The organism is Mucilaginibacter polytrichastri, assembly GCF_001911425.1.
Taxonomy (GTDB): domain Bacteria; phylum Bacteroidota; class Bacteroidia; order Sphingobacteriales; family Sphingobacteriaceae; genus Mucilaginibacter; species Mucilaginibacter polytrichastri.
The window spans coordinates 706,417-729,346 of record NZ_MPPL01000001.1; the positions used below are offsets into that span (position 1 = coordinate 706,417).

Genomic DNA, 22,930 nt, shown 5'->3' on the forward strand with positions numbered 1-22,930 from the left:
ATGGAAACTACACAACACGAAAAATTTATGCAGATGGCTATAGCGCTGTCTGTTAAAAATGTGCAGGAAGGATTAGGCGGGCCGTTTGGTGCTGTTATAGTTAAAAATGGTGAAGTGGTGGCTGCAAGCGCTAATAAGGTAGTACCCACTAATGACCCAACAGCGCATGCCGAAGTGTCTGCCATCCGGTTAGCTTGTCAGCAATTAAATACCTTTAATTTAGACGGTTGCGTAATTTATACCAGCTGCGAGCCTTGCCCTATGTGCCTTGGCGCTATTTACTGGGCGCGTTTGGATAAGATCTACTATGCCAATACCAAGGCTGATGCCGCAGCTGTAGGTTTCGACGATCATTTTATTTATGATGAGCTGGACCTGCCGATGGCCGAGCGTAAATTGCCCATAGTGCAATTACTGCGTAATGAGGCTTTAAAGGCCTTTAAACAGTGGGAACAGTCAGGCCAGCGTACTGATTATTAGAATCAGGAATCGAGAACCAAGAATTAAGATAGCCTACTAATTGTTAAGTTTTGTCCCGACTCTTGATTCCCGACTCTCAACTCCTTCTCAGATTGATGATTCTCTTAAAACAGTCAAAAGAAAACATTCTGATAATATAATTGTCACATTGTCATACTTACAGTTGTGGCAAGTATTTTGAATAGTATATATTTGTTGAATAATTTAATTTAAAAATCATGGCTTTAGAAATTACTGACGCAAACTTTGAAGAGCTTGTGTTAAAATCAGATAAACCCGTATTAGTTGACTTTTGGGCAGAGTGGTGTGGTCCGTGTCGTATGGTTGGCCCGGTAGTAGAAGATATCGCGAAAGAATATGACGGAAAAGCAATTGTAGGTAAAGTTAACGTAGATAATAACCCGGGTATTTCAATGAAATACGGTATCCGTAACATCCCTGCGTTATTGTTTTTCAAAAACGGAGAAATTGTTGACAAGCAAATCGGTGCAGTACCAAAATCGGTATTGTCTGGTAAACTAGAAAAACAACTGGCATAACCCCCGGAAAAGAATATAATATTAGAACGCCGTAACTTATGTTACGGCGTTTTTTGTATTTTAGAACATGGCACAATTAAACAGCGATCAGCAGGTAAGGCATCTGGCAAACCTCGAGCTTTTGGCCCGGCAGGTAGTTGAGGGCTTCATAACCGGTTTGCATCAAAGTCCATTCCATGGTTTTTCTGTTGAGTTTGCCGAACACAGGTTGTACAACACTGGCGAGTCTGTTAAAAACATCGACTGGAAGTTATTTGCCCGTACCGATAAGCTGTTTGTTAAGCAGTACCAGGAAGAAACCAACCTGCGCAGCTACCTGTTGCTGGATACCTCGTCTTCTATGAATTTCCCGGCTAAGGGCATGAGTAAGCTGCAGTTTAGCGTGTATGCCATTGCCTCATTGATGCACCTGTTTAAGAAACAGCGGGATGCCTTTGGGCTGTGTCTGTTTGCCGATGAAGTAGAAATGCTGAGTGCGGCCCGCTCTACAACTACACATTTGTTTCACCTGTATGCACAGTTAGAGCAGGCATACAATCAGCCTAAAATAAATACCGGTACTAATATCAGCAAAGTACTGCACCGGGTTGCCGAAGAAATTCACCAGCGCTCTATGGTGATTATATTCAGCGATATGCTGGAGAACAGTATGAGCGCCGAAAAAACCAATGAGCTGTTTGCTGCTATTCAGCATTTAAAATATAATAAGCACGAGGTGATCATTTTTAATGTGAACGACCGTGTGCACGAAGTAGACTTTGGTTTTGATAACCGGCCGCATCATTTCGTGGATATGGAAAGCGGGGAAGAAATCAGAGTTCACCCCAATAAGGTGAGAGATAGCTACAAGGCTTCATTAAAGACTTATCGTGAAGAACTGGAACTGAAATGTGCCCAATACCACATAGACCTGATTGATGCCGGCATACACAATGGTTATTATGATTTGTTAAAGGCTTATCTCATTAAACGGAACAAGATGGTATAAAAAAAGGCTGCCCGGAACTTTAAACCGGACAGCCTCCAAATAGGGGTAACTCGAAACTAAAACTTTACATCTCAAAGATGCGGATGCTATATGAAGATTTAGTGAAGTTACTGTCGGTCGTTAAATTGGAGACTAATAATTGTCCCCTTATCTTTTTCTGAGGTAACCTTGATGTCTATTTTATGAAACGCGGCTATGCTTTTTACAATGGCCAGCCCCAAGCCGTAACTTTCGCGCTCGTCTGTATCCAGCTTTTCGAAACGTGTAAAGGCTTTTTCTACCTGTATATTATCCATCCCAACCCCAGTATCAATAATTTGGAGTATGTAATGCTCGTTAACTATCTTATCAATAATAGTAATGCTGCCACCCTGATGATTGTACTTAATAGCATTATTAATTAAATTAAATAACAAGGTGTGCATTAAACTGCGGTTGCCAATAATCAGCTGTTTATGTTGCAGTGTATTATTTAAAGTAACGTTTCTGTCTTCCAGGCGGTCTTCCAGTTCTTCGTTTATTTCGGCAAGTACCTCGGGTATTTTAACAATATCGTTTTTATTAAACTGATTATTCTCTACCTGCGATATAAGCAGCAGGCTGTTAATGATAGATTTTAAACGGATCAATGTTTTAAGCGATGCAAAGATTTTATTTTCGGCATCCTCCGTTAATCCTTCATGCAGCAATATGTTTTCCAGCCGCGAGCTTATGATAGAGATCGGTGTCATTAACTCGTGCGAAACATTGGCTATGAATTGCTTTTCGAGCAAAAACATATCCGTAATTTTTTTCATCAGCGAGTTAATGCTGTCATCCAGCAGGTTAAAGTCCTGGGTAGATGTCTCTACCTTCTGGTAATCAAAATTAAGCGGATCATTTACACGGATGAGCTTATGTTCGATAATGTTATAAAATGGTTTAAGCAGGTATTTGGTAAAAATAAGGTCGCTAATTAACGTTAACGATAGGGCGAAGATGAGGATAACCAAAGTAAATCCCTTAATGGTGTTTTTAAGGTCTTCTACTGCATCAATAGTGTTGCCTACCTCTAGTATATAGGTGCGCTTGTAATAATTGAACTTGCAGGTTAATATGCGGTAGGTGTCGGTGCTTTTGTCTATTGTACGCTGTGCGGTGCTAAAAGTATCAACCACGGTAGTAATGTGCTCATACTTTACTTGCTTCAGCATAATATAATCGTCTTTTAAAATATTATAGTCTGTAAAACTGTTGTGCTGTTCCAGAATCTGTGATATCCTTTTAGTAGAAAGGCTTCTTAAAAACTCATTCTTTTTGGCTTCCAGCCGCAGCGAAATATGATGATATGATATTTTCTCGAGCGAGATAAGGATAACCCCGCCCGTAAAAAAGATGATAGCCACCTTAGTAAGTGTATTGTATAAAGCCAGTTTAAACTGCAGTTTCATGGTTTAGCTTTATCAAATATTAATGCGGTAGCCAATGCTGCGCACAGTTTCAAACCAATCTGTAGGTGCATGCTGCGCTAACTTTTTGCGCAAGTTTTTAACATGCACGTCAACAAAGTTCGAGTCGGAGTTGATCTCAAGTACATCGCCCCAAACATGCTCTGTAAGGTTGGTGCGCGATATTACCCTGTTCTTGTTTAAAACCAGGTAATTTAATATTTCAAACTCCTTACGGGTAAGGTTAATGCGCTCGGTACCAAAGCTAACGGTACGGTTCTGGATGTTTATTTTAAAACCTTTAACGGTTATTTCATTACTTTCCAGCTTGTGCTTGCGGCGGGTAATAGCATGCATACGAGCCAGCAGTTCATTTAATGAAAATGGCTTGGGCAGATAATCATCTGCACCTTCTTCCAGGCCGCGTACACGATCGTCAACAGCCGCACGGGCCGTTAATATGATCACCGCATCATCGCGCTCTTTTAATTGCTTAAACATTTTCAGCAGCTCAAAGCCATCGCCATCCGGCAAACCAAGGTCAAGCAGGATAAAATCGTAGTTGTTTACAAAAATCTTTTCCTCGGCCGACTTGCGCGTGCGGGCATGTTCAACGGTAAAACCTTCGTGGCTTAAATACTCATCAAGCTCAAGGGCTAAACTTTTTTCGTCTTCAACAATTAAAACATTCATATTGCTGCCAAATTACAAAAAAGTAAAACTTATCTTCAAAATAAACGTGTTTCAATAAATACGATCTTAAATGCTGAAATATAAGTTAAGGTTTGTAAAATTGCTGCAATCAATTTAGCTGTGTTGCTGTTAATGTGTTAACTGTTTTTATATGAGACTTTCTATTGAGCGTAAGCCCGTCAGAGTAAATCCCGATCCGAAACGTGTTATTGCACGATTTTTTTTCAATGGTAATGACCGTGCTAAAGAAGTAATACAAAGGGTTATGGAATTAACCGAAGAAGAAGCCTTCGGTATCATTTCGCCCCTGCTGCAAGAATATTCTAAAAGGCACCGAAACATTACCCGTGTTTTGAACCGCCACTGCAGTAAACTAAAAAACCTTTTCGAAGAACTTAATATCGATTATGACAGCCTTACAGTATATTTAAAACTGCTTATCGGTTCGTATTTTACCCATGAGTATTCTATCGAATCTGCCGCATTTTTTAATCCCTCAATTATTGAAGACCCCGATCAAAGCGATCTGGAAGATGGCGAACGCCGGGTGATCATCAGTTTTAGGGCAGTGGGCGAGGGGCACATTTCGTCTATCACTTTCCGCCGTGCGCTAATTGACCGGTATAACAACATCACCGTAATACCGGCAGGTAGCTATATTGATGAGGCCGAAATTGTACGTAATGCGGTATATAATAAAAAATTATTTTTTGATAAAGCGGTAGTAACGCAGATAAATATTGATGTGTTAAGCGAGATTGAAGGTAAACTCGATCATCATTTCGAATACGCAAATCTGCGCCGTATTTTACTAGATTCTCAAAAATTGCAGGCAGACGACTTGAAGAAGCTCGAGTATGACAAGATCCTCTGGCTGGCAGATTCTTATTACGAGATCGTATTTTCGATGGATACCGATATCTCTGACCGCGTAATATTCCCAATTTCAGAGTATGAGCGTAAAGGTATAGAAGATGCCCGTTTTGTAAAGTTTACTAACGATGATGGCAGCCCGGTTTACTATGCCACCTATACAGCATATGATGGCGCATTGATTATGCCCAAACTGCTGCAAACCAACGATTTTTATAATTTCCGTATTATGCCTTTGTATGGCGATGGTGCACAGAATAAAAACCTGGCCCTGTTTCCGCGTAAGATCAATGGTAAATATGTAATGATTTCCCGTATTGATGGGTGGAATAACTACATCATGTATTCGGACAAAATCAATATCTGGGAGAAACCTATTAAGTTACAGACACCTAAGTTTAGCTGGGAGTTTGTGCAAATAGGTAACTGTGGTTCGCCTATAGAAACTGAGCACGGCTGGATTATGATAACCCACGGCGTTGGCCCGATGCGTAAATATGTACTAAGCGTGAGCTTGTTGAAATTAGATGATCCTGCTGTAGAAATCGGCCGTTTAAAGGAGCCGCTATTGGTGCCTAATAGTGAAGAGCGTGAAGGATACGTACCCAACGTTATTTACTCGTGCGGTTCTATTATTCATAACAATAAACTGATAATCCCTTACGGCTTGTCTGATTACTCTACCTCATTTGCAGAAGTGGAAGTAGATGCTTTGATTGACAGGTTATTGAGTGACGGTGCATAGAAACCTCTCCTAAATCCTCTCCAAAGGAGAGGACTTTAAATATTTTGAAATTTAACTTTATTATTCCTCCCCTTCGGGGAGGTTAGGAGGGGCTCTTTATCCGCATATCAAATACAAAGCGATCAGTTCTTAATAGCTTAATTTTTTTAAAATCTATGTGTTGCGGGTTAATGAGATAGTTAACTTCTTCTTCTATAATAGAAGATGGGACTTGTAAAATGGCTGTTTCGCTTTTGGTTAACCAATTCTCGCCAATGTTTTGGGTTAAGGGCATTTGGGCAAATTCTCTCCAGTCCGTTGGCAAATCACTTAGTTTTATTACTCCCTTTTTCAGGTTATCAGGTACTTCAATCGTGAGGATACTAAAAAGCTGATTGAGGCCCACTTGGCTACGGTGTACCACATTCTCCAAACAAGCTAATGATCGTGAAGATGCTGTATAAATAACCTCGGTTTCGTTAGGGTTCCAGCGTGCTGCCCTGCCGGATGCCATTAATTTGTCAGCAAACTTGCTAAGCGTAATTCTATAGATCAGCATTGCTATGCTAAATCTCCGTACTCAAGGCGGATGAGTTCTTCCTCGATGAGGTTAACGCCGGTAAAAGTATCTAAAATATCGAAAGGGACTTGGTTACCTAAACCATAGGCGGGCAGGTTAAGCCACTTGTAAAAAACATCGGCAGAGCCAAATATGGCAATGCCTTTTTCAAATAGCGCAAAGGCCTTTAATATTTTTTCGCTGAGCGATGCATCGAGCTTTTGCGCTTGGTTGGTATAATTTTGTATGGTTTTAACCGTGGTTTTAAAAGTTTCCTGAAACTGCTGATGGCTAAAGCCAGACAGATTTAAAAAATCTAAGGCTGCTTTAGCCTCCAACCCTTTTTTTGAGCTGGTAAGTAAAGCCACAGGGTTTGCGTAAAATGGATGATAAGCGGCTGCATCAATATTGTTGACAGGTGTTTTCACATAAGCAACGGCGTAGTCATTTACCATATTGGCAGTAGAAGCTGCATTTTTGTAAATAGCTTTTTTAGCCGGGTTATCTTTTTTATTTATCTTGCTCATATACAAATATAGAAATTTTTCTAATAAATATAGAAATTTTTCCATTTGCTTTTGTAACATTAAATACCATATTTCCTTTTACTTAAAGGGATAAACTAAAAAGGCCGGGAAGTATTCCCAGCCTCATAAATGACTTACATCTAAGAACTAATTACCCAATATCTGCTCGTAAAGCCTATAGTAATCATCCACCATTTTATCGCACGAGAAATTGGCCGAGGCCCAATCGTAGCAATCTTTTCTGTTTATGGCTGCTAATTGATTAACGGCATTAACAGCCTCCTCAACGTTATTTACTAAAAAGCCGGTTTTTTGGTCTTTAATTAACTCTGGCATCGAGCCACGGTTAAAAGCAATAACTGGCGTGCCGCAAAGCATAGCTTCGGCTACACTCATGCCAAATGGTTCATTAAAGCTAATAGGGTGCAATAATGCTGCCGCTTTACCCAAAAGCTCTTTCCGCTTGTCCGGGCCTGCGTGGCCAACATAAATGATCTGATCATTATCAATATAGGGCTCTACTTTGCTTTTGTAATAACCTTCATCCTGGATAATCCCTGCAATTAATAGTTTGCGTTTAGTTTTCTGAGCTATCTCAATGGCCTCAGCCGTGCCCTTGTCTGGGTGAATTCGACCGAAATACACCAGATAATCCTCTGGTTGTTCTACAAAAGTAAAATCCTTGGTATCTAAACCATTATACACAGTGCCTAAATAGTTTAACTCCGAGCTACGATCCGAATTACTGATGGATACATAATGTCCACGATTATTATATTTCTTATAAACCGGTATAATCCTTGGCGACGAAAAGCCATGTATCGTGGTAATCAATGGCGTTTTTATCAATCCCGAATAGGTAAGCGGTAGAAAGTCGAAGTTGTTATGGATCAGATCAAAACCGGCAGCTTTTTCCATTAGGTTGCTAATGTGTAGGCATTCCAGCACCTTGGCATCCTGGGTTCGGTCTTCTTCATAACCCGTTTCGCAAACAGCAGCTAATGTACCGCCGGTAATAGAATCACCGGTGGCAAAAAGGGTTACCTCAACACCTTTTTTAATCAGTCCTTCGGCAATATTTGACGCTACTTGCTCCCAAGGGCCATAGTGCCTGGGCGGTGTGCGCCAGGCAACAGGGGCTAAAACGGCAACTCTCATTAACAAGCCTTAACGCTTTGGTCAAATTTTTTGTATTCGTATTCCAATTCAAAGGCTTTTAATACCGTTAAATGCGAAATAAGATACGCTAAGGTACTTTCGGCGCCCTGATTACGGTTTATGCCATTGGGCATTAATCCATCGCAACAGCCCTTGGTTTCATAATCATACAATGGTGCGCGCAGTGTGTTTTCGCCCAGGAACCATTTATAGCTTAAAAACATTTTCTCGATATACTCCGGCTGACGGAATGTTTCATACGCCTGGAAATGCATCATCACCATAGCCATTGTTTCAATAGCCTGTTGATCGAAAGTAGGGAATACCCCGCCACGATAATACCAGCCATCGTTACCAATAGGGCTTAAGTAACCATTAGAAAGGGTTAGCTTATCTAAAAATGCCATGGTATTGATAGCAATCCGTTTAGCATTTTCATCTCCGGTAATTTCGCACGAGTGTAACAGGGCTAATGGCATAATGGCATTGTCATAGGTCATGCCTTCTTCAAACCATTGCCAGTCTGGCGATTGTGTTTTTTCATAAGCATCAATCAGCGGTTGTGTTAATCTAACCAATTCGGCCAGCATACCTTCGTCGGTAGGGTAAACTTTAAGGTAAAGGCAGATGCCGATAATGGTATTTGCCATCCCACGAATATGTTTCAGATTTTGAAAATGCGGATACGATTTGTGGAAAATTTCCATCGCAAACTCGCGGTACGAGTTATTGGCCGCGCAGCTAATTAAGTGGCCAAGCGCCCATATGGTACGGCCAAATGAATCTTCAGAACCAACTTCATCCAGGTAACGGCGATCAAAGCTTAAAAAGTTGCGGAAATTACCGTCATCGCGTTGCATGTAGTGAATATAGCTCAGGTAAATAGGCAATAATTCTAATGCTTCCTGGCTTTTGTTGCGTTGGTAAGCCATTAATGCCATAATTAAGGCGCGGGCATTATCATCCAGGCAATAGCCCTCTTTTAAATTTGGGATGCCATATTTAGCATGCTGTACAATGCCAGTATCGTCTGTTAGGCGGTGTACGTGTGTCAGGCTAAACTTTGGCAGTATCTCCGGGTCAACAATGCTGTTCTTTAATATCTTGTCGCTAAAGTCATGGTTTAAGCATGATTCCTGCGCTACGCGGATAAACTCGGCACCTGTTTTAGGCCAGCGCAGGTGTAAGCCGTATTCGTAAGCATTTTGTTTAAGTGTATTTAGTTTGTCTTCGTTATCCAGCAAATCATTTATATTATCTGCCAGGGCATCGGCATCTTTAAAATCAAACAAACGTCCCCTGTTGTGCGCCAATAGCTCGGTAGCATGCCAGTATGGTGTTGATACAACTGCAGCACCAGATCCTACTGCGTACGACAACGTACCGCTGGTAATTTGTGCCTCATTTAAGTATGGTGTTACATACACGGTGGCAGCAGTCAGGTAATTAATCAGTTCTTCTTCTGATACAAACTTATTGATGAAAGTAAGGTGATTTGACACCTTTAACTGGGCAGCCAGTGTTTTTAAACTGTCGCGGTATTCTTCGCCCGAGTGTTTTACTACGCCAGGGTGAGTGTTGCCTAATACCACGTACATAACATCAGGGTGCTTCTCTACTATTTTGGGTAAGGCTCTTACTACAGTTTCCAAACCTTTATTGCGGCTTATTAAGCCAAAGGTAAGCAGTACACGTTTGTTTTTAAATGCGGTGAGCTCACTTACCGGGTTAATTTCCGGTTCTTCCAGATCAGGAACCCCGTGCTCAATGATTTGGATTTTTTCTGGTGCGATATCGTAAATAGTTGTCAGGAATTCAACCGCACGCTGGCTCATCACAATTATTTTTGACGATTGCTCGGCAATTTCGCGGATGATGATGCGCTGCACATAACTTGGTTCGCGTAATATGGTATGCAGAATAGAAATAAGCGGTTTCTCTAAACGGTTAAGCAATGGCAAAATATAGATGCCACTTTCGCCGCCATATATCCCAAATTCATGCTCCAGGATGCAAACATCGGCATTGCTGGTGTTGATATAATTGGCAGCACGGATATAATCTTTTTGATCATTCTGGCGGATCACATATTTTACCTCTTCCGGGTATTCATACTCCTGCAGGTTCTCTGAATCATTAACAGCTACAACAAAACCGCTTTGCGACAAATTGCTTCTTTCTGGAAAATTCGCACTGATGGCGCGCATCAGATTTTGGTTAAATGTTGCAATACCGCATTCGCGGGGTGGGTAGGTTGAAATGTAAGCTATTTTCATGTTTTGGTAGAATGTATTAAATAGAAGTTAGGCAAGTGGAACTGAATTCTCTTTTTTTGACATTGTGTGACTAAAAAAAAGGGCAACGTGAAGTTGAAAATATGCTTTTACGTTGCTTTTTACGGCAAATGCACACTTGCGTACAATATAGTACATAAACTATACCAATACACTATCACAATAGCTGAATAGGGCTAAACTGCCAAAGATTTACAGGCAGGTGTTTAACTAAAGTAGCTTATCGCTTCTAAAATAATTGCACAGGCCTGTTTAATTTCATCAAGGGTGATAATAAGGGGAGGGGCAATACGCATAGAGTTATCGCAGTGCAGAAACCAATCTACAATGAGGCCGTTTTCTATACAGCGGTCTATTACTTTTTTGTTGAAATCGAAACTCTCCAGCTCGGCAGCCAGCATCAGGCCTTTACCACGAATTTGTTTGATGGCCGGGTGAACCAGTAATTGGTGAAATAGCTGTCCTTTTTCTTCAACGCCGTTTGCTAAATTTTCATCCAGTAAAACGTTTAGTGCAGCCAAGCCGGCCGCACAGCATACAGGGTGGCCGCCAAATGTAGTAATGTGACCCAGTATCGGGTTGTTTTTCAATGCCGACATAATTTCTGCAGATGCAATAAATGCACCTACCGGCATGCCGCCGCCAAGAGCTTTGGCCAGCAATAATATATCGGGCACAATGCAAAAATGCTCAAAGGCAAATAATTTGCCCGTGCGGCCAAAGGCAGCCTGAATTTCATCCAGAATCAGCAGCGTTCCTGTTTCGGTACAACGGTTTCTTAAGGCTTGCATATAAGCTGCATCAGGTACGCGGATCCCGGCCTCGCCCTGTATGGTTTCCACTATTACACAGGCAGTTTGCTCAGTGATGCTGGCCAGATCGGCCATGTTATTAAAATTGATAAAACTAACATCGGGTAATAATGGGCGATAAGCCGTTTTAAAATGCTCATTACCCATAACACTCAATGCACCATGCGTACTACCGTGGTAGGAGTTATGACAAGAGATAATTTCCTTGCGATCTGTATAACGTTTAGCAAGTTTTAAAGCACCCTCAACAGCTTCTGTGCCGGAGTTTACAAAGTAAACAGAATTTAATGTTGATGGAAGCAGGCTTACCAGCTTTTCGGCAAAACGTACCTGCGGGGTTTGCACGTATTCGCCATAAACCATGAGGTGCATATATTTATCTACCTGCTCTTTAATCGCATTAATAACGGCATCATTACCATGGCCAATATTACTTACGCCAATGCCAGATATTAGGTCCATATAGACATTGCCATCGGCATTGTACATATAAATACCTTTAGCTTGCTCAAACTCCAGCAGTAAAGGGAAATCGGTAGTTTGGGCGTTGTTGGCTAAAAAGAGCTGGCGAAGGGTTAGCATGTTAATTTGTTGATGAGATAATTTGATGATTTGTTAATAAAATAGCAAATCATTACAAAGCACAAATTTGCTGATTAATTTTATGTAATTAATCAGCAAATTGACAAATTATCTCATCAACAAATTAAAGAGAATTATCGCTGTCCCTCCGGTTTACGCTCACGAAGCTGTTTAATGAGTTCGTCTTTAAACTCGCGTTCGCTTTGGTACAGCAGGCTTACCTTTTCGGGAGGCAGTATTCTTAAAAAATCGTCTTTATAACGTTTTCTGATACTGAGGATCTGTTGTTCATAATTAATATCCCGGTCTACCTGGTCAATCCCATTATTCTGTGGGTTAGAATTATTGATGCGGCGCTGGCGCAATACCGCACCTAATTCGGTTTGGTACTGGTTATATATCGGCCAAAAACGTTCTGCTTCCTCTGGTGTAAGGTTAAGCCTTTTGTTGATGTACGCATTACGTGTTGCCTCGAGCTTACGCATCCCGTTAGCCCTGTTATTTGGGTTAAAGTTTGGGCGGTACGTTGTTGTGGGCACCGAATTACGATACGGAAGAGCCCCTGGTTGCGCACTTGTTTCATACCGCATACAAAAAAGCAGCAGCACAAAAAACAGATATTTCATCAGCGTATTCATTCCGGTTTGTTAAATATTACTTAGATAATCTGTAAGATCATCTGTGCTTACGTTATTTGTTTTGCCTTGATCGGCCTGGTCAATTACACTGCGGGTATCACCGGCATCCATATGTAATTGTAAATAGCTCTCAATATCATTATCCGGAATGTCTGATAATGCCTTATGCAAATAAGTGCTATCGTGTTTTGCAGAAGGGCTATCTATCTGCCCGATGAAAATAGCAGCACCTACAACCAGGGTAAAGCAGGCAGCGGTCGCATATTTAAATGCTGCAGTTGATACCAGCCTCCTGATCACACCTTTACGATTAGCCGCTTCTAAACCAGCTGCCTGGTTTAATACCTTGCGGTTAAGTTCCTCAAAATAATTTTCTGGAACAGTAAACGATGTTTTTGCCTGCATTGCTTCTTCAACTACAATGCGACTGCTAAGTTGCGCTGCCATATCCTCAAAGTAATTTTGAGGCACGGCAAAACTTCGCTCATCAGCTTTTAATGCATCTTCAATTACAATGCGGCTTTTAATTTGCGCTGCCATATCCTCAAAGTAGTTTTGAGGTACGGCAAAGCTTTGCTCATCGGCCTTTAAGGCGTCATCAACAGCAATACGACTTTTAATTTGCAGCTCCATGTTCTCAAAATAATTTTGAGGTACAGTGAAGTTTTGCTCATCGGTATTAAATTTTTCTTCAATATTAATCCTGCTTACAATATTGCTGCTTAATGTTTCAAAATAATTATCGGGTACAATAAAAGACTGTAACGATGGTGACTCACTTAAATTTATGACTGACATTATCCTCCCTTCCAACTCACTAAAATAGCCAGCCGGTACTGTAAACGGGTTATTTGGGTTAACCTGTTTAAGTGACGGATATTCATCTGGCCATTCTTTATTGTCTATATCGCTTGTCATATCGTATTATAGATATAAATAGTGCTAAAAGGTTTAAAGCAAAAATTAAAATTAATCATTAGATAACAGAAAGCTTTCGATTTTTTTGACCGCCAGGTGAAATGATGCTTTTAAAGCACCCACACTTGTGCCCAACACGTCCGACATTTCTTCATACTTCATATCGTCGAAGTATTTCATATTAAATACCAGGCGTTGTTTGTCGGGCAGGGTTAATATGGCCTGCTGCAATTTAAGCTGCGCCTTGTCGCCGTCAAAATAAGTAGAAGCGGCAAGTGTGTCGGCTAGTTCGTACGAAACTTCATCGAGCGAAATATTGTTTTTCTGTTTCTTCTTATTTAAAAACGTGATGCACTCATTGGTAGCAATGCGGTACATCCAGGTGTAAAGCTGCGCATCGCTGCGAAAGCCTTCGAGGTTTTTCCACACCTTAATAAACACGTCCTGCACCAGGTCGTCGGCATCATCATGATCAATAACCATGCGTCTAACATGCCAGTAAATTTTCTGCTGATATTTCTTCAATAAAAGATTAAAGGCTTCATTCCTGGTTTTTACGTCCTGGAACTTGCTTAGTATTTCGGCATCTTCAACCTGTACAGACATTTATCTTTTTTAAGAGTTAATACTATAAAGCACTTACTGCCGACTTTGTTTTTCTTTTAATGGCGCGTTTAGCTGCTTCTACAATGTGGGCAGCATCTAAACCATATTTTGTCATCAGTTGCTCCGGTGTTCCGCTTTCGCCAAAGCTATCATCTACAGCCACATACTCTTGTGGGGTTGGCAGCTGTGTTGCCAGTACCTGTGCAACGCTATCACCAAGGCCACCTAAGCGATTATGCTCTTCTGCGGTAACTACACAACCTGTTTTACGTACTGATGCTAATATTGCTTCTGCATCAAGCGGTTTAATGGTATGTATGTTAATGATCTCGGCATCAATACCTTGTTCTGCTAAAATTTCGCCTGCCTGTATAGCTTCCCAAACCAAATGGCCTGTTGCAAAGATACTTACATCTGCGCCTTCATTAACCATCCATGCCTTACCGATCTCAAATTTTTGATCAGGGTCTGTAAAAATAGGCACAACCGGGCGGCCAAAACGTAAGTAAACGGGGCCTTCGTATTCTGCAATTGCAATGGTTGCAGCTTTGGTCTGGTTGTAATCGCACGGGTTAATAACCGTCATACCGGGTAGCATTTTCATTAGGCCTATGTCTTCCAGGATCTGGTGGGTTGCACCATCTTCGCCCAGGGTTAAGCCTGCGTGTGAAGCGCAGATCTTTACATTTTTATTAGAGTAAGCAATAGACTGGCGAATCTGATCGTAAACACGACCAGTTGAGAAATTAGCAAATGTACCTGTGAAAGGTATTTTACCACCAATGGTTAAACCGGCAGCCATACCCATCATGTTGGCTTCGGCAATACCAGTCTGGAAAAAACGCTCAGGGAAAGCCGCAATAAAATCCTGCATTTTCAATGAACCGATCAAATCTGCACAAAGTGCAACCACCTGTTCGTTACGTTTACCTGCCTCTAATAGTCCGGCGCCAAAGCCCGAACGGGTATCTTTTTTATCTGTGTAAGTGTATTTTTTCATGAGAAGAGCCTCACCCCAGCCCTCTCCATAGGAGAGGGAGTTCGAATATTTTTAAGTTCTATGATTAATGTCTTGTCTCTTGATTCTTGACTCTTGGTTCTGACTAAATTAATAGTCTCCCAAAGTCTCTTCTAACTGCCCTAAAGCCTGTGCCAGTTGTGCATCGTTAGGTGCAACGCCGTGCCATTTGTGGCTGCCCATCATAAAGTCTACGCCGTATCCCATTTCGGTATGCAGTAAAATTACAATTGGTTTGCCCTGGCCTGTACGGCTTTTGGCTTCGGCTAAGGTAGACAGCAGGAACTCCATGTTATTACCCTGGGTTTCCAGTACATCCCAACCAAAGGCAGTCCATTTGGCATGCAGATCGCCAAGCGATAATACATTTTTGGTAGAACCATCAATTTGCTGGCCGTTAACATCAACAGCAGCAATCAGGTTATCAATTTTATTGTGTGGGGCATACATGGCAGCTTCCCAAATCTGGCCTTCCTGTAATTCGCCGTCACCATGCAGGGTGAAAACCAAACTGGCATCCTTGTTTAGTTTTTTAGCCTGTGCAGCACCAATGGCAACTGATAAGCCCTGGCCTAGTGAGCCTGAGGCAATACGTACACCCGGTAAATGCTCATGTGTGGTAGGGTGCCCCTGTAAGCGGGTGCCCAGTTTACGGAAGGTAGCTAATTCTGCTTTATCAAAGTAACCAGCATGCGCCAGTACGCTGTAAAATACTGGGGATATGTGGCCGTTTGACAGGAAGAACAAGTCTTCGCCTATGCCGTCCATGTTAAATTCAGAATCGTGGTTCATGGCTGAGAAATACAGCGCAACCAGATAATCTGTACAGCCTAAAGAGCCGCCCGGGTGACCGGATTGGCAACCGTGTACCATTCTAACAATATCGCGTCTTACTTGCGAGGCGATACTTTTTAATTCATCAATATCAGTAGTCATTAATTACGGAAGGTTGGTTTATGCTTAAATATTTATTTCTTCAACAGGTCTAAAACTTGCTGAGAGGAGTTTTTAGTGTCAACTTTTTCAATGATCTGGCTAATTACACCATCGGCGTCGATAATAAAAGTGTTGCGGGCAACACCCATATATTTTTTACCGTACATGTTTTTCTCAACCCAAACACCGTAAGCCTCCACAATTTCATGGTCAACATCGGCTATCAGGGTAAAGGGCAGGCTGTATTTGGTTTCAAATTTTTTGTGCGATTTTTCATCATCAACACTCACCCCAATTACTTCGTAACCCTGGCTGCTTAAAAACTGGTAATTGTCTCTAAAATCGCAAGCTTCGGCAGTACAACCGGGGGTATCATCTTTTGGGTAAAAATAAAGGATGGTCGTTTTTCCTTTAAAATCTGCCAGTGAAACTATTTTTCCGTTCTGATCTTTGGCTGTAAAGTCGGGTGCTTTGGTGCCTGTTGTTAAAGTTGCCATTATCTGTAAAAATCTGCGGTGTATGTAGCCGCGTTATCTTTATTATCTGTAACTGTTAATTCAAGTTTATGCTTGCCGGGGGCTATGCTGGTATCAAAGGTATAATTTAGAAGCTTAGTTTTATAATCCCACTCCATTAATACCCATTCGCCATCAATTTTGCCGAGGTAAGCTTTAATTCCTGATAAACTATCGCCAATTTTAAAAGAAATTTTTGATTTACCGGCCATGCTGCCACCATTAATGATATTAAGGGGGCGAATAAAAGGCGGTTCGGTATCTAAACGTACGTAAAAATCGCCAAAGCCTTTGGCGTGGGCTTTCACATAACCATCTTCGTAAACTGCTTCATCGGCTCCAACTATAACGGCTTTGTTCGCTAATGTACCGATGGTACTGTCGGGCTTAATCCATACTTCAAACTGGTCGTGGATTGGGGTTAGGCGGTTATGCAGGTGATAGGTAGCCGAATATGCCCCGGCATGCTTAGGCAATTTGGCAAAGGTGAAATCCAGATCGTCATACAAATTACCCGGCGGAATGATCATTTTTAAATTATCACTGCTAAATACATTGTTTTGATCGTAGTGTAAACGGGTTGTACCTGCGGCAGGTTGTGCAGCTATTGCTTTACTCTCCGGCCCGGCCTTTATTTTTATGGCCAGGGTTGATGTATTGCCGGCCACGTCTTTTACCACGTACTCTACATCATGCACGGCATCATCGGTTAATTTAATAATACCCCGGTTTACAGATTGGGGGTAGATGGTTATTTTGCTACCCGGCAAAATGAAACATTTCTGCATCATCCGGCCGGTAGTTTGAGCTGTAGGATAATCTATGTATGCATTAATGGCATGCGTTTGATCGAAGGCGAAGCGCTCCATGGCCATGGTGTAAATGATGGTGCCATCTAGCTTAACCTCGATAGAGTAAGCACCGTTTCGGTTGGCCGATGCGCTGTTTTGATCCACACAGGCAATACCTAAACCGGCATCGCTGCCAATTTCTAACACCTGCGAATTGGCCAAATGGTAATGACCTGCAGCCCCGGCTACCGGGTAAAAAGTATGTGCCGTTTTCTCGCTGAATGGATTACCATTAAGTTTATACAGTGCTATGGCCGAAATGGTTGGAGGTACACGATCTGGAATAGTTAGGCCGAATAACTGGGCGTTAATGGTTTCTTCATTCTGGCTGTCGCGCAGCTCAAAGTGTAAATGCGGCCCGGCAGACCCTCCCGTATTGCCCGACCATGCCACAATTTGCCCTTTGTAAACAGGCAGCTGCATAGGGGTAAGGCTAATATCAACCAGGTCTTTTTGCTGAATGCGTTGCTGCTCGCGCAGCACTTGCAATATCTCGGGGCTAAACCGTTGCAGGTGGCCATACACCGAGGTATAACCGTTTGGGTGTGTAATGTAAAGTGCATTACCAAAACCGCCAAACTGTACCCTTAAACGTGATATGTAGCCATCATAAACAGCGTGTACAGGATAGCCTTCGCGCTGATTGGTGCGAAAATCTAAACCGGAGTGGAAATGGTTACCACGTAGTTCGCCAAAGCCCCCGGCCGTGCTGGGCGGGATATCGAGCGGGTAGCGGAATATATTTTGCGGGTAGGTTTTGCTTTGTATGGTTGGCGTTTGTGCTTTTTTATTTTGTGTAAAAAGTGCAAGTAATAGAGCAGCAACAGCGGGGTATTTCAGCATGCGTTATTTAATGTAGAAGTCTAAAAGTTTTTCATTTTCGAGGTAACCTTCCAGGTGGTCGCCTACGTTTATTTTGGCTACGCCTTCGGGGGTACCGGTATAAATTAAATCGCCCTTTTTAAGGGTGATGTATTTGGATACAAAGGCAATGATTTTTTCGAAAGAGAAGATTAGGTCTTTAGTACTGCCTGCCTGGCGTGCCTGGCCGTTAACATCCAGTTTAAAACCGATGTTATACAGGTCGGCAAATTTATCCTTAGGCAAAAAATTGCTTACCGGGGCAGAGTTATCAAATGCTTTGGCCAGTTCCCAGGGCAGGCCTTTCTCTTTATGTTTTTGTTGAATATCACGGGCGGTAAAGTCAATGCCAATAGCAATCTCGTCGTAATATCCGGCTGCAAATTTTTCGTCGATATGCTTGCCTTCCTTACTTATTTTTAAAACCACCTCAATTTCGTGATGTACATCGTCAGAAAAATCGGGCAGGTAAAAAGGTTTATTATCTTTTAGCAAAGCAGTATCGGGCTTCATAAAAATAACCGGTACTGTAGGTACAGGGTTGTTCAGCTCTTTGGCATGTTCGGCATAATTACGGCCGATGGCAATTATTTTCATACAAGTAAACAGGTGTAAATGCCAAAGCTAAACATTAAAACATGCAGGATGTTGGCTGTAATTAAAATTTTGCGTTGAGCGTTTAGATAATATGTAGCCATTTCGACCGTAGGGAGAAATCTTGTACAGTTGTTCGCGCGCAGAAGGTTTCGCCCTACGATCGAAATTACAAAAGGGTAAGAAATGCAAGTAAGATTTTTATTCCCCTTCAGGGGGCTATCTAAAGCACAGAAATGCGCTTGATCACAGATTCTGTACCTACTACAACCCGTACAAAGTAAAAGCCGCTGGTAAGTTGCTTGTTGAGGTTATAAGAAAACTTTTGTTCTCCGGGATCCATCCGTTGCGATAGCAGGGTAAGTACGTTATTACCCAGCACATCCATAACTTTAATGGTTACATTGGTATTACGGGTAATGGTATATTTAAGATTAATCTGGTCTGTAACCGGGTTGGGGAAAATGGTTACGTTACTTAGCAACTTGCTGTCATCGGGTGGTTTAGCCATACCCACTTTTGATGCCGGCGACACAAATGCCTTGATAGCAGGGAAATTTAAATGGAAACCGTTTTTTAAATAAGAGCTATGCGGGTTGGCTTTTGCGTTTTTGATCCGCAGGTAGGCGGTGTCGGTTTTAAACTGCTGCGAAAAACCGAAGGCAAAATTTATGGATATTGCCACCGCAATTAATAGTATCCATAAAAAATTAAAAGTAAATTTTTGCCTCATAATTCAAGTTCACATTGCAAAACTATAAATTAACCAGCTTAATGTACTAAGTACAATGCGTTTTTCTTAATAATTTTAACAAATTTTAACAAAATTAAACCTTTAATGGTTGTAATGTTGTTTACGTGTTAATTATACGAGTATGGACGCCGTTATGTTATAACCAAACATTTAATACTTTTGCAGCATCTTTTAACAATATAGTGACACAACACAAAGATTTAAACAAGCTCACCGCTGCTGGTATCCTTATCAGTTTGGGTATTATCTACGGTGACATCGGAACATCCCCATTATATGTTTTTAAAGCTATAGTTGGCGGTCAGCGCATTTCTGAGGTGCTGGTGCTCGGTGGAGTATCCTGTATTTTCTGGACATTAACTTTACAAACCACACTTAAGTATGTAGTTATTACATTAAAAGCCGATAACAAAGGCGAGGGCGGCATTTTCTCACTTTTCTCGCTGGTACGCAGGCGGGCCAAATGGCTCATTGTACCGGCCGTGTTAGGAGGGTGCGCTTTACTGGCCGACGGTATTATTACACCGCCTATTACCATTTCGGCGGCTATTGAAGGTTTAAAAACATATTACCCTCAGCTGCCAACCATTTACATTGTTATTGCCATTATTACCTTCCTGTTCTTTATTCAGCAGTTTGGTACCTCATTGGTAGGCAAGGCTTTTGGGCCAATTATGTTTCTGTGGTTTAGTATGATGGGTGTTTTGGGCATTGTTTTAATAGCCCAGGCTCCCTATGTACTTAAAGCGCTTAACCCTTATTATGCTTTCGAACTGTTAAGTACCAGCCCGAAGGCATTGACCATTTTGGGTGCGGTTTTCCTGTGTACCACAGGTGCCGAGGCATTGTATTCGGATCTGGGGCATTGCGGCCGCGACAATATCCGGGTAAGCTGGGTTTACGTAAAAAGCTGTTTGATACTCAATTATCTGGGCCAGGCTGTTTGGTTGCTTAAATTTCAGGGCGAAACCAAAGACTTAAATATTCATAATCCTTTTTATGAAATCATGCCTACCTGGTTTTTGATCTACGGTATCAGCATTGCCACTATCGCTGCTATTATTGCCAGCCAGGCTTTAATATCGGGGTCGTTTACGCTGATAGCCGAGGCCGTGCGTTTAAACCTTTGGCCTAAAGTAAAGATCAATTACCCGTCTGAACAGAAAGGGCAATTATATGTGCCAAGCGTTAACTGGCTGTTATGTGCCGGTTGTATCGGCGTGGTATTGCTGTTTAAAGCGTCTGACAGGATGGAGGCTGCCTATGGTTTAAGTATAACGGTAGCCATGTTAATGACCACCATACTGGTATCTAAATTTTTACGGCGGCGCAAATATCCTACCTATGTTATTACCCTGTTCTTAGTGGTTTATCTTACCATAGAGGGTACCTTCCTGTTTGGTAACTTAATTAAGTTTGTACATGGTGGATGGTTTACGCTTTCTGTAGGTGCGGTGCTGTTCTGCATAATGTGGACATGGCACACGGCCCGTAAAATCCGGAACCGCTATGTGAAGTTTGTAGAAATAGAAGATTATTACACCATTATTAAAGAGTTGAGCGACGATAATAGCGTAAGCAAGTATGCCTCGCAACTGGTATACTTAACCAGCGCTAACTTTAATTCGGAAATAGAATCTAAGATCATTTACTCCATACTGCAAAAGCAGCCTAAGCGTGCCGATGTGTACTGGCTGGTACACGTTGACGTAATGGATGAACCTTATACCCGTGAATACGAAGTTGACTTCCTGGTGCCGAACAAACTTATCCGTATCGACTTTAAACTGGGTTTCCGAGTGGAACAGCAGATTAACCTCTTGTTTAGAAAAGTGGTAGAAGACCTGGTTAAAAAAGGCGAGGTAGATATTACCAGCAGGTACGAATCGCTGAACAAGCACAAAATTGTTGGTGATTTCCGCTTCGTAGTTATCGAGAAAGTGGTATCACGCTCACATTCCCTGTCATTATATGAAAAAGGTGTGATGGAGCTCTATACCCAGTTAAAGAAGATCAGCTTGTCTGAAGAACGCAACTTTGGCCTCGACCTGAGCTTTGTAACGGTTGAAAAAGTACCACTGATGTTAGCTGACCCCGAAACGGTGCAGATACATCGGGTAAAATAATATTAAAATATCAACAAGAAAGGCCGTCCTGATAAAATCGGGACGGCCTTTCTTGTTCTATACTTTATACTGTAGAGACACAATACTTTGTGTCTTTGCGTTTAGGCGGTTCTGTATACGAGACACAAAGTATTGTGTCTCTACGATAAATTATTTTCGTCCAATGTGGCCATTAAACTTTGCATATCCAGGTGGCGGGTGTACATGGTAAAATTGCCATGCTCGTCTGTTGGCCATTGTTCGCGCGGGCGGTCCCAATATAACTCCACTCCGTTTTCGTCAGGGTCATTCAGGTAAATAGCTTCAGAAACACCATGGTCAGATGCTCCTGTAATTTGGTATTTAGCATCGATCAACCGCTGTAATATTGCTGCCAGATCTTTCCTCTCGGGATATAAGATAGCAGTATGATATAAACCAGGTGCGGTTTCGGGTGCAGGGGGCGAATTTTTACTATGCCAGGTGTTTAAGCCAATATGATGATGGTAACCACCTGCCGATATAAAAGCAGCGCTGTCGCCATAATTAACCATCAGCTCAAAACCGAGCAGTCCGCAATAAAAATCTAATGATTGTTGCAGGTTACTAACCTTTAAATGAACGTGCCCTATACGGGTTTGAGCCGGGATTTGATAATCAGCCATAAAATATATGTTTAAACATTCAAATTTAATATTAACCTTTGCATTTAGTGTTGCATCAGTGTAAAATTGGTGATATTACCATGCTTTAAACTAAAACTCTACCTTTGCATTATGATTGTAAAATCGGCAGAATTTATTTGCAGTAATACGCAGGTATCAAAACTACCCCCACCAGAGAAACCCGAGTATGCATTTATAGGGCGCTCAAATGTAGGTAAGTCGTCGCTTATTAATATGCTAACCGCAAAAAAAGGCCTCGCTAAAACCTCACAAACACCCGGTAAAACCCAGTTGATCAACCATTTTTTGATCAATGACGATTGGTTTTTGGTTGATTTACCCGGCTACGGCTATGCCCGGATTTCGAAAAGTAAAAAGGAAGACTGGAACAAGTTTATCCGCTTTTACCTTGATAAGCGCGAGAGTTTGCAGTGCGTAATGGTACTGATTGATAGCCGCCTGGAGCCACAAAAGATCGATCTGGAATTTTGTAACTGGCTTGGCGAACACGGTTTACCCTTTGTAATTATTTTTACCAAGGCCGATAAGCAATCGGGCTTAAAAACAGACCAGAACGTGGCTCAGTTTAAAAGCAAGCTAACCGAAACCTTCGACCCGATGCCTGATTACTTTGTAACATCAGCCGAAAATAAACTTGGCCGCGACGAAGTACTTAATTTTATTGATGGTGTTAATGCCCGGTTTAAGGGGATTGATAATATGGATTATAAGTAGAAAATAACGCAGAACACACCCCTAACCCCTCACGAGAGGGGAATAAGAACCTAAAAACTTATCCTTTTTCATTCCCCT

The 22,930-nt window shown here is 41.7% G+C and carries 23 protein-coding genes; 6 read left to right on the forward strand and 17 right to left on the reverse strand.

Annotated features, from left to right (window positions below):
* The 3 genes from RG47T_RS03165 (at window position 1) to RG47T_RS03175 (ending at window position 2,007) form a co-directional block, all read left to right on the forward strand.
* Window positions 1-480, forward strand: a complete 480-nt coding sequence (locus RG47T_RS03165; protein ID WP_074488068.1) for a nucleoside deaminase — start codon at window positions 1-3, stop codon at window positions 478-480.
* A gap of 218 nt (window positions 481-698) precedes the next feature.
* A complete protein-coding gene (gene trxA, locus RG47T_RS03170) occupies window positions 699-1,019 on the forward strand; it encodes a thioredoxin (RefSeq protein WP_074488070.1) in 321 nt (106 codons plus the stop codon).
* A gap of 67 nt (window positions 1,020-1,086) precedes the next feature.
* Entirely contained in the window at window positions 1,087-2,007 is a 921-nt protein-coding gene (locus RG47T_RS03175; RefSeq protein WP_074488071.1) for a DUF58 domain-containing protein, read from the forward strand.
* A 107-nt stretch (window positions 2,008-2,114) separates the two neighbouring features.
* On the opposite strand, the gene RG47T_RS03180 is transcribed toward RG47T_RS03175, so the two are convergent.
* Window positions 2,115-3,437, reverse strand: coding sequence for a sensor histidine kinase (locus RG47T_RS03180; protein WP_074488072.1), 1,323 nt, complete (start codon window positions 3,435-3,437; stop codon window positions 2,115-2,117).
* Between the two features lie 12 nt (window positions 3,438-3,449).
* Window positions 3,450-4,127, reverse strand: coding sequence for a response regulator transcription factor (locus RG47T_RS03185; protein ID WP_074488074.1), 678 nt, complete (start codon window positions 4,125-4,127; stop codon window positions 3,450-3,452).
* Between the two features lie 151 nt (window positions 4,128-4,278).
* On the opposite strand from RG47T_RS03185, the gene RG47T_RS03190 reads away from it, so the two are divergent.
* Entirely contained in the window at window positions 4,279-5,745 is a 1,467-nt protein-coding gene (locus RG47T_RS03190; protein WP_074488076.1) for a glycoside hydrolase family 130 protein, read from the forward strand.
* An 82-nt stretch (window positions 5,746-5,827) separates the two neighbouring features.
* On the opposite strand, the gene RG47T_RS03195 is transcribed toward RG47T_RS03190, so the two are convergent.
* From RG47T_RS03195 to RG47T_RS03260, 14 genes are all read right to left on the reverse strand, one after another.
* The gene (locus RG47T_RS03195) at window positions 5,828-6,283 is read right to left on the reverse strand and encodes an RES family NAD+ phosphorylase (RefSeq protein ID WP_074488078.1); all 456 of its coding nucleotides are present in this window, start codon (window positions 6,281-6,283) and stop codon (window positions 5,828-5,830) included.
* 2 nt (window positions 6,284-6,285) lie between these two features.
* The gene (locus tag RG47T_RS03200) at window positions 6,286-6,810 is read right to left on the reverse strand and encodes an Xre family toxin-antitoxin system antitoxin (RefSeq protein WP_245770772.1); all 525 of its coding nucleotides are present in this window, start codon (window positions 6,808-6,810) and stop codon (window positions 6,286-6,288) included.
* Between the two features lie 147 nt (window positions 6,811-6,957).
* Window positions 6,958-7,968 carry a glycosyltransferase family 4 protein gene (locus tag RG47T_RS03205; protein ID WP_074488079.1) on the reverse strand — a complete coding sequence of 337 codons (1,011 nt, stop codon included), beginning with the start codon at window positions 7,966-7,968 and terminating at the stop codon, window positions 6,958-6,960.
* Entirely contained in the window at window positions 7,968-10,244 is a 2,277-nt protein-coding gene (locus RG47T_RS03210; protein WP_074488080.1) for a glycosyltransferase family 4 protein, read from the reverse strand. The genes RG47T_RS03205 and RG47T_RS03210 overlap by 1 nt, the downstream gene beginning before the upstream one ends.
* 224 nt (window positions 10,245-10,468) lie before the next feature.
* Complete coding sequence (locus RG47T_RS03215) at window positions 10,469-11,656, reverse strand: aspartate aminotransferase family protein (protein ID WP_074488082.1); 1,188 nt, start codon at window positions 11,654-11,656, stop codon at window positions 10,469-10,471.
* A 134-nt stretch (window positions 11,657-11,790) separates the two neighbouring features.
* Window positions 11,791-12,294, reverse strand: coding sequence for a hypothetical protein (locus RG47T_RS03220; protein ID WP_074488084.1), 504 nt, complete (start codon window positions 12,292-12,294; stop codon window positions 11,791-11,793).
* Window positions 12,295-12,303: 9 nt separating this feature from the next.
* Entirely contained in the window at window positions 12,304-13,212 is a 909-nt protein-coding gene (locus RG47T_RS03225; protein WP_074488086.1) for a hypothetical protein, read from the reverse strand.
* A gap of 51 nt (window positions 13,213-13,263) precedes the next feature.
* Window positions 13,264-13,818: an RNA polymerase sigma factor gene (locus tag RG47T_RS03230; RefSeq protein ID WP_074488088.1), complete on the reverse strand. Its 555-nt coding sequence runs from the start codon at window positions 13,816-13,818 to the stop codon at window positions 13,264-13,266.
* Window positions 13,819-13,840: 22 nt separating this feature from the next.
* Window positions 13,841-14,818, reverse strand: a complete 978-nt coding sequence (locus RG47T_RS03235) for a transketolase family protein (protein WP_074488089.1) — start codon at window positions 14,816-14,818, stop codon at window positions 13,841-13,843.
* A 108-nt stretch (window positions 14,819-14,926) separates the two neighbouring features.
* Window positions 14,927-15,772 (reverse strand): transketolase, encoded by an 846-nt coding sequence (locus RG47T_RS03240; RefSeq protein ID WP_074488091.1) that lies wholly within the window; start codon window positions 15,770-15,772, stop codon window positions 14,927-14,929.
* Window positions 15,773-15,804: 32 nt separating this feature from the next.
* On the reverse strand, window positions 15,805-16,269 hold the full coding sequence (bcp, locus tag RG47T_RS03245) for a thioredoxin-dependent thiol peroxidase (protein ID WP_074488093.1): 465 nt from the start codon (window positions 16,267-16,269) through the stop codon (window positions 15,805-15,807).
* Window positions 16,269-17,981 carry a M23 family metallopeptidase gene (locus tag RG47T_RS03250; RefSeq protein ID WP_074488095.1) on the reverse strand — a complete coding sequence of 571 codons (1,713 nt, stop codon included), beginning with the start codon at window positions 17,979-17,981 and terminating at the stop codon, window positions 16,269-16,271. The genes bcp and RG47T_RS03250 overlap by 1 nt, the downstream gene beginning before the upstream one ends.
* 3 nt (window positions 17,982-17,984) lie before the next feature.
* Window positions 17,985-18,596, reverse strand: a complete 612-nt coding sequence (locus RG47T_RS03255; protein WP_074488097.1) for a fumarylacetoacetate hydrolase family protein — start codon at window positions 18,594-18,596, stop codon at window positions 17,985-17,987.
* A gap of 220 nt (window positions 18,597-18,816) precedes the next feature.
* The gene (locus tag RG47T_RS03260; RefSeq protein ID WP_074488098.1) at window positions 18,817-19,326 is read right to left on the reverse strand and encodes a T9SS type A sorting domain-containing protein; all 510 of its coding nucleotides are present in this window, start codon (window positions 19,324-19,326) and stop codon (window positions 18,817-18,819) included.
* A 203-nt stretch (window positions 19,327-19,529) separates the two neighbouring features.
* Between RG47T_RS03260 and RG47T_RS03265 the strand changes: the two genes are divergently transcribed.
* Complete coding sequence (locus RG47T_RS03265) at window positions 19,530-21,473, forward strand: KUP/HAK/KT family potassium transporter (RefSeq protein ID WP_074488099.1); 1,944 nt, start codon at window positions 19,530-19,532, stop codon at window positions 21,471-21,473.
* A 140-nt stretch (window positions 21,474-21,613) separates the two neighbouring features.
* Here RG47T_RS03265 and RG47T_RS03270 read toward each other — a convergent pair whose 3' ends face one another.
* The gene (locus RG47T_RS03270; protein ID WP_074488101.1) at window positions 21,614-22,117 is read right to left on the reverse strand and encodes a VOC family protein; all 504 of its coding nucleotides are present in this window, start codon (window positions 22,115-22,117) and stop codon (window positions 21,614-21,616) included.
* 111 nt (window positions 22,118-22,228) lie between these two features.
* On the opposite strand from RG47T_RS03270, the gene yihA reads away from it, so the two are divergent.
* Complete coding sequence (gene yihA / locus RG47T_RS03275) at window positions 22,229-22,852, forward strand: ribosome biogenesis GTP-binding protein YihA/YsxC (RefSeq protein WP_074488102.1); 624 nt, start codon at window positions 22,229-22,231, stop codon at window positions 22,850-22,852.
* Window positions 22,853-22,930: the final 78 nt, after the last annotated feature.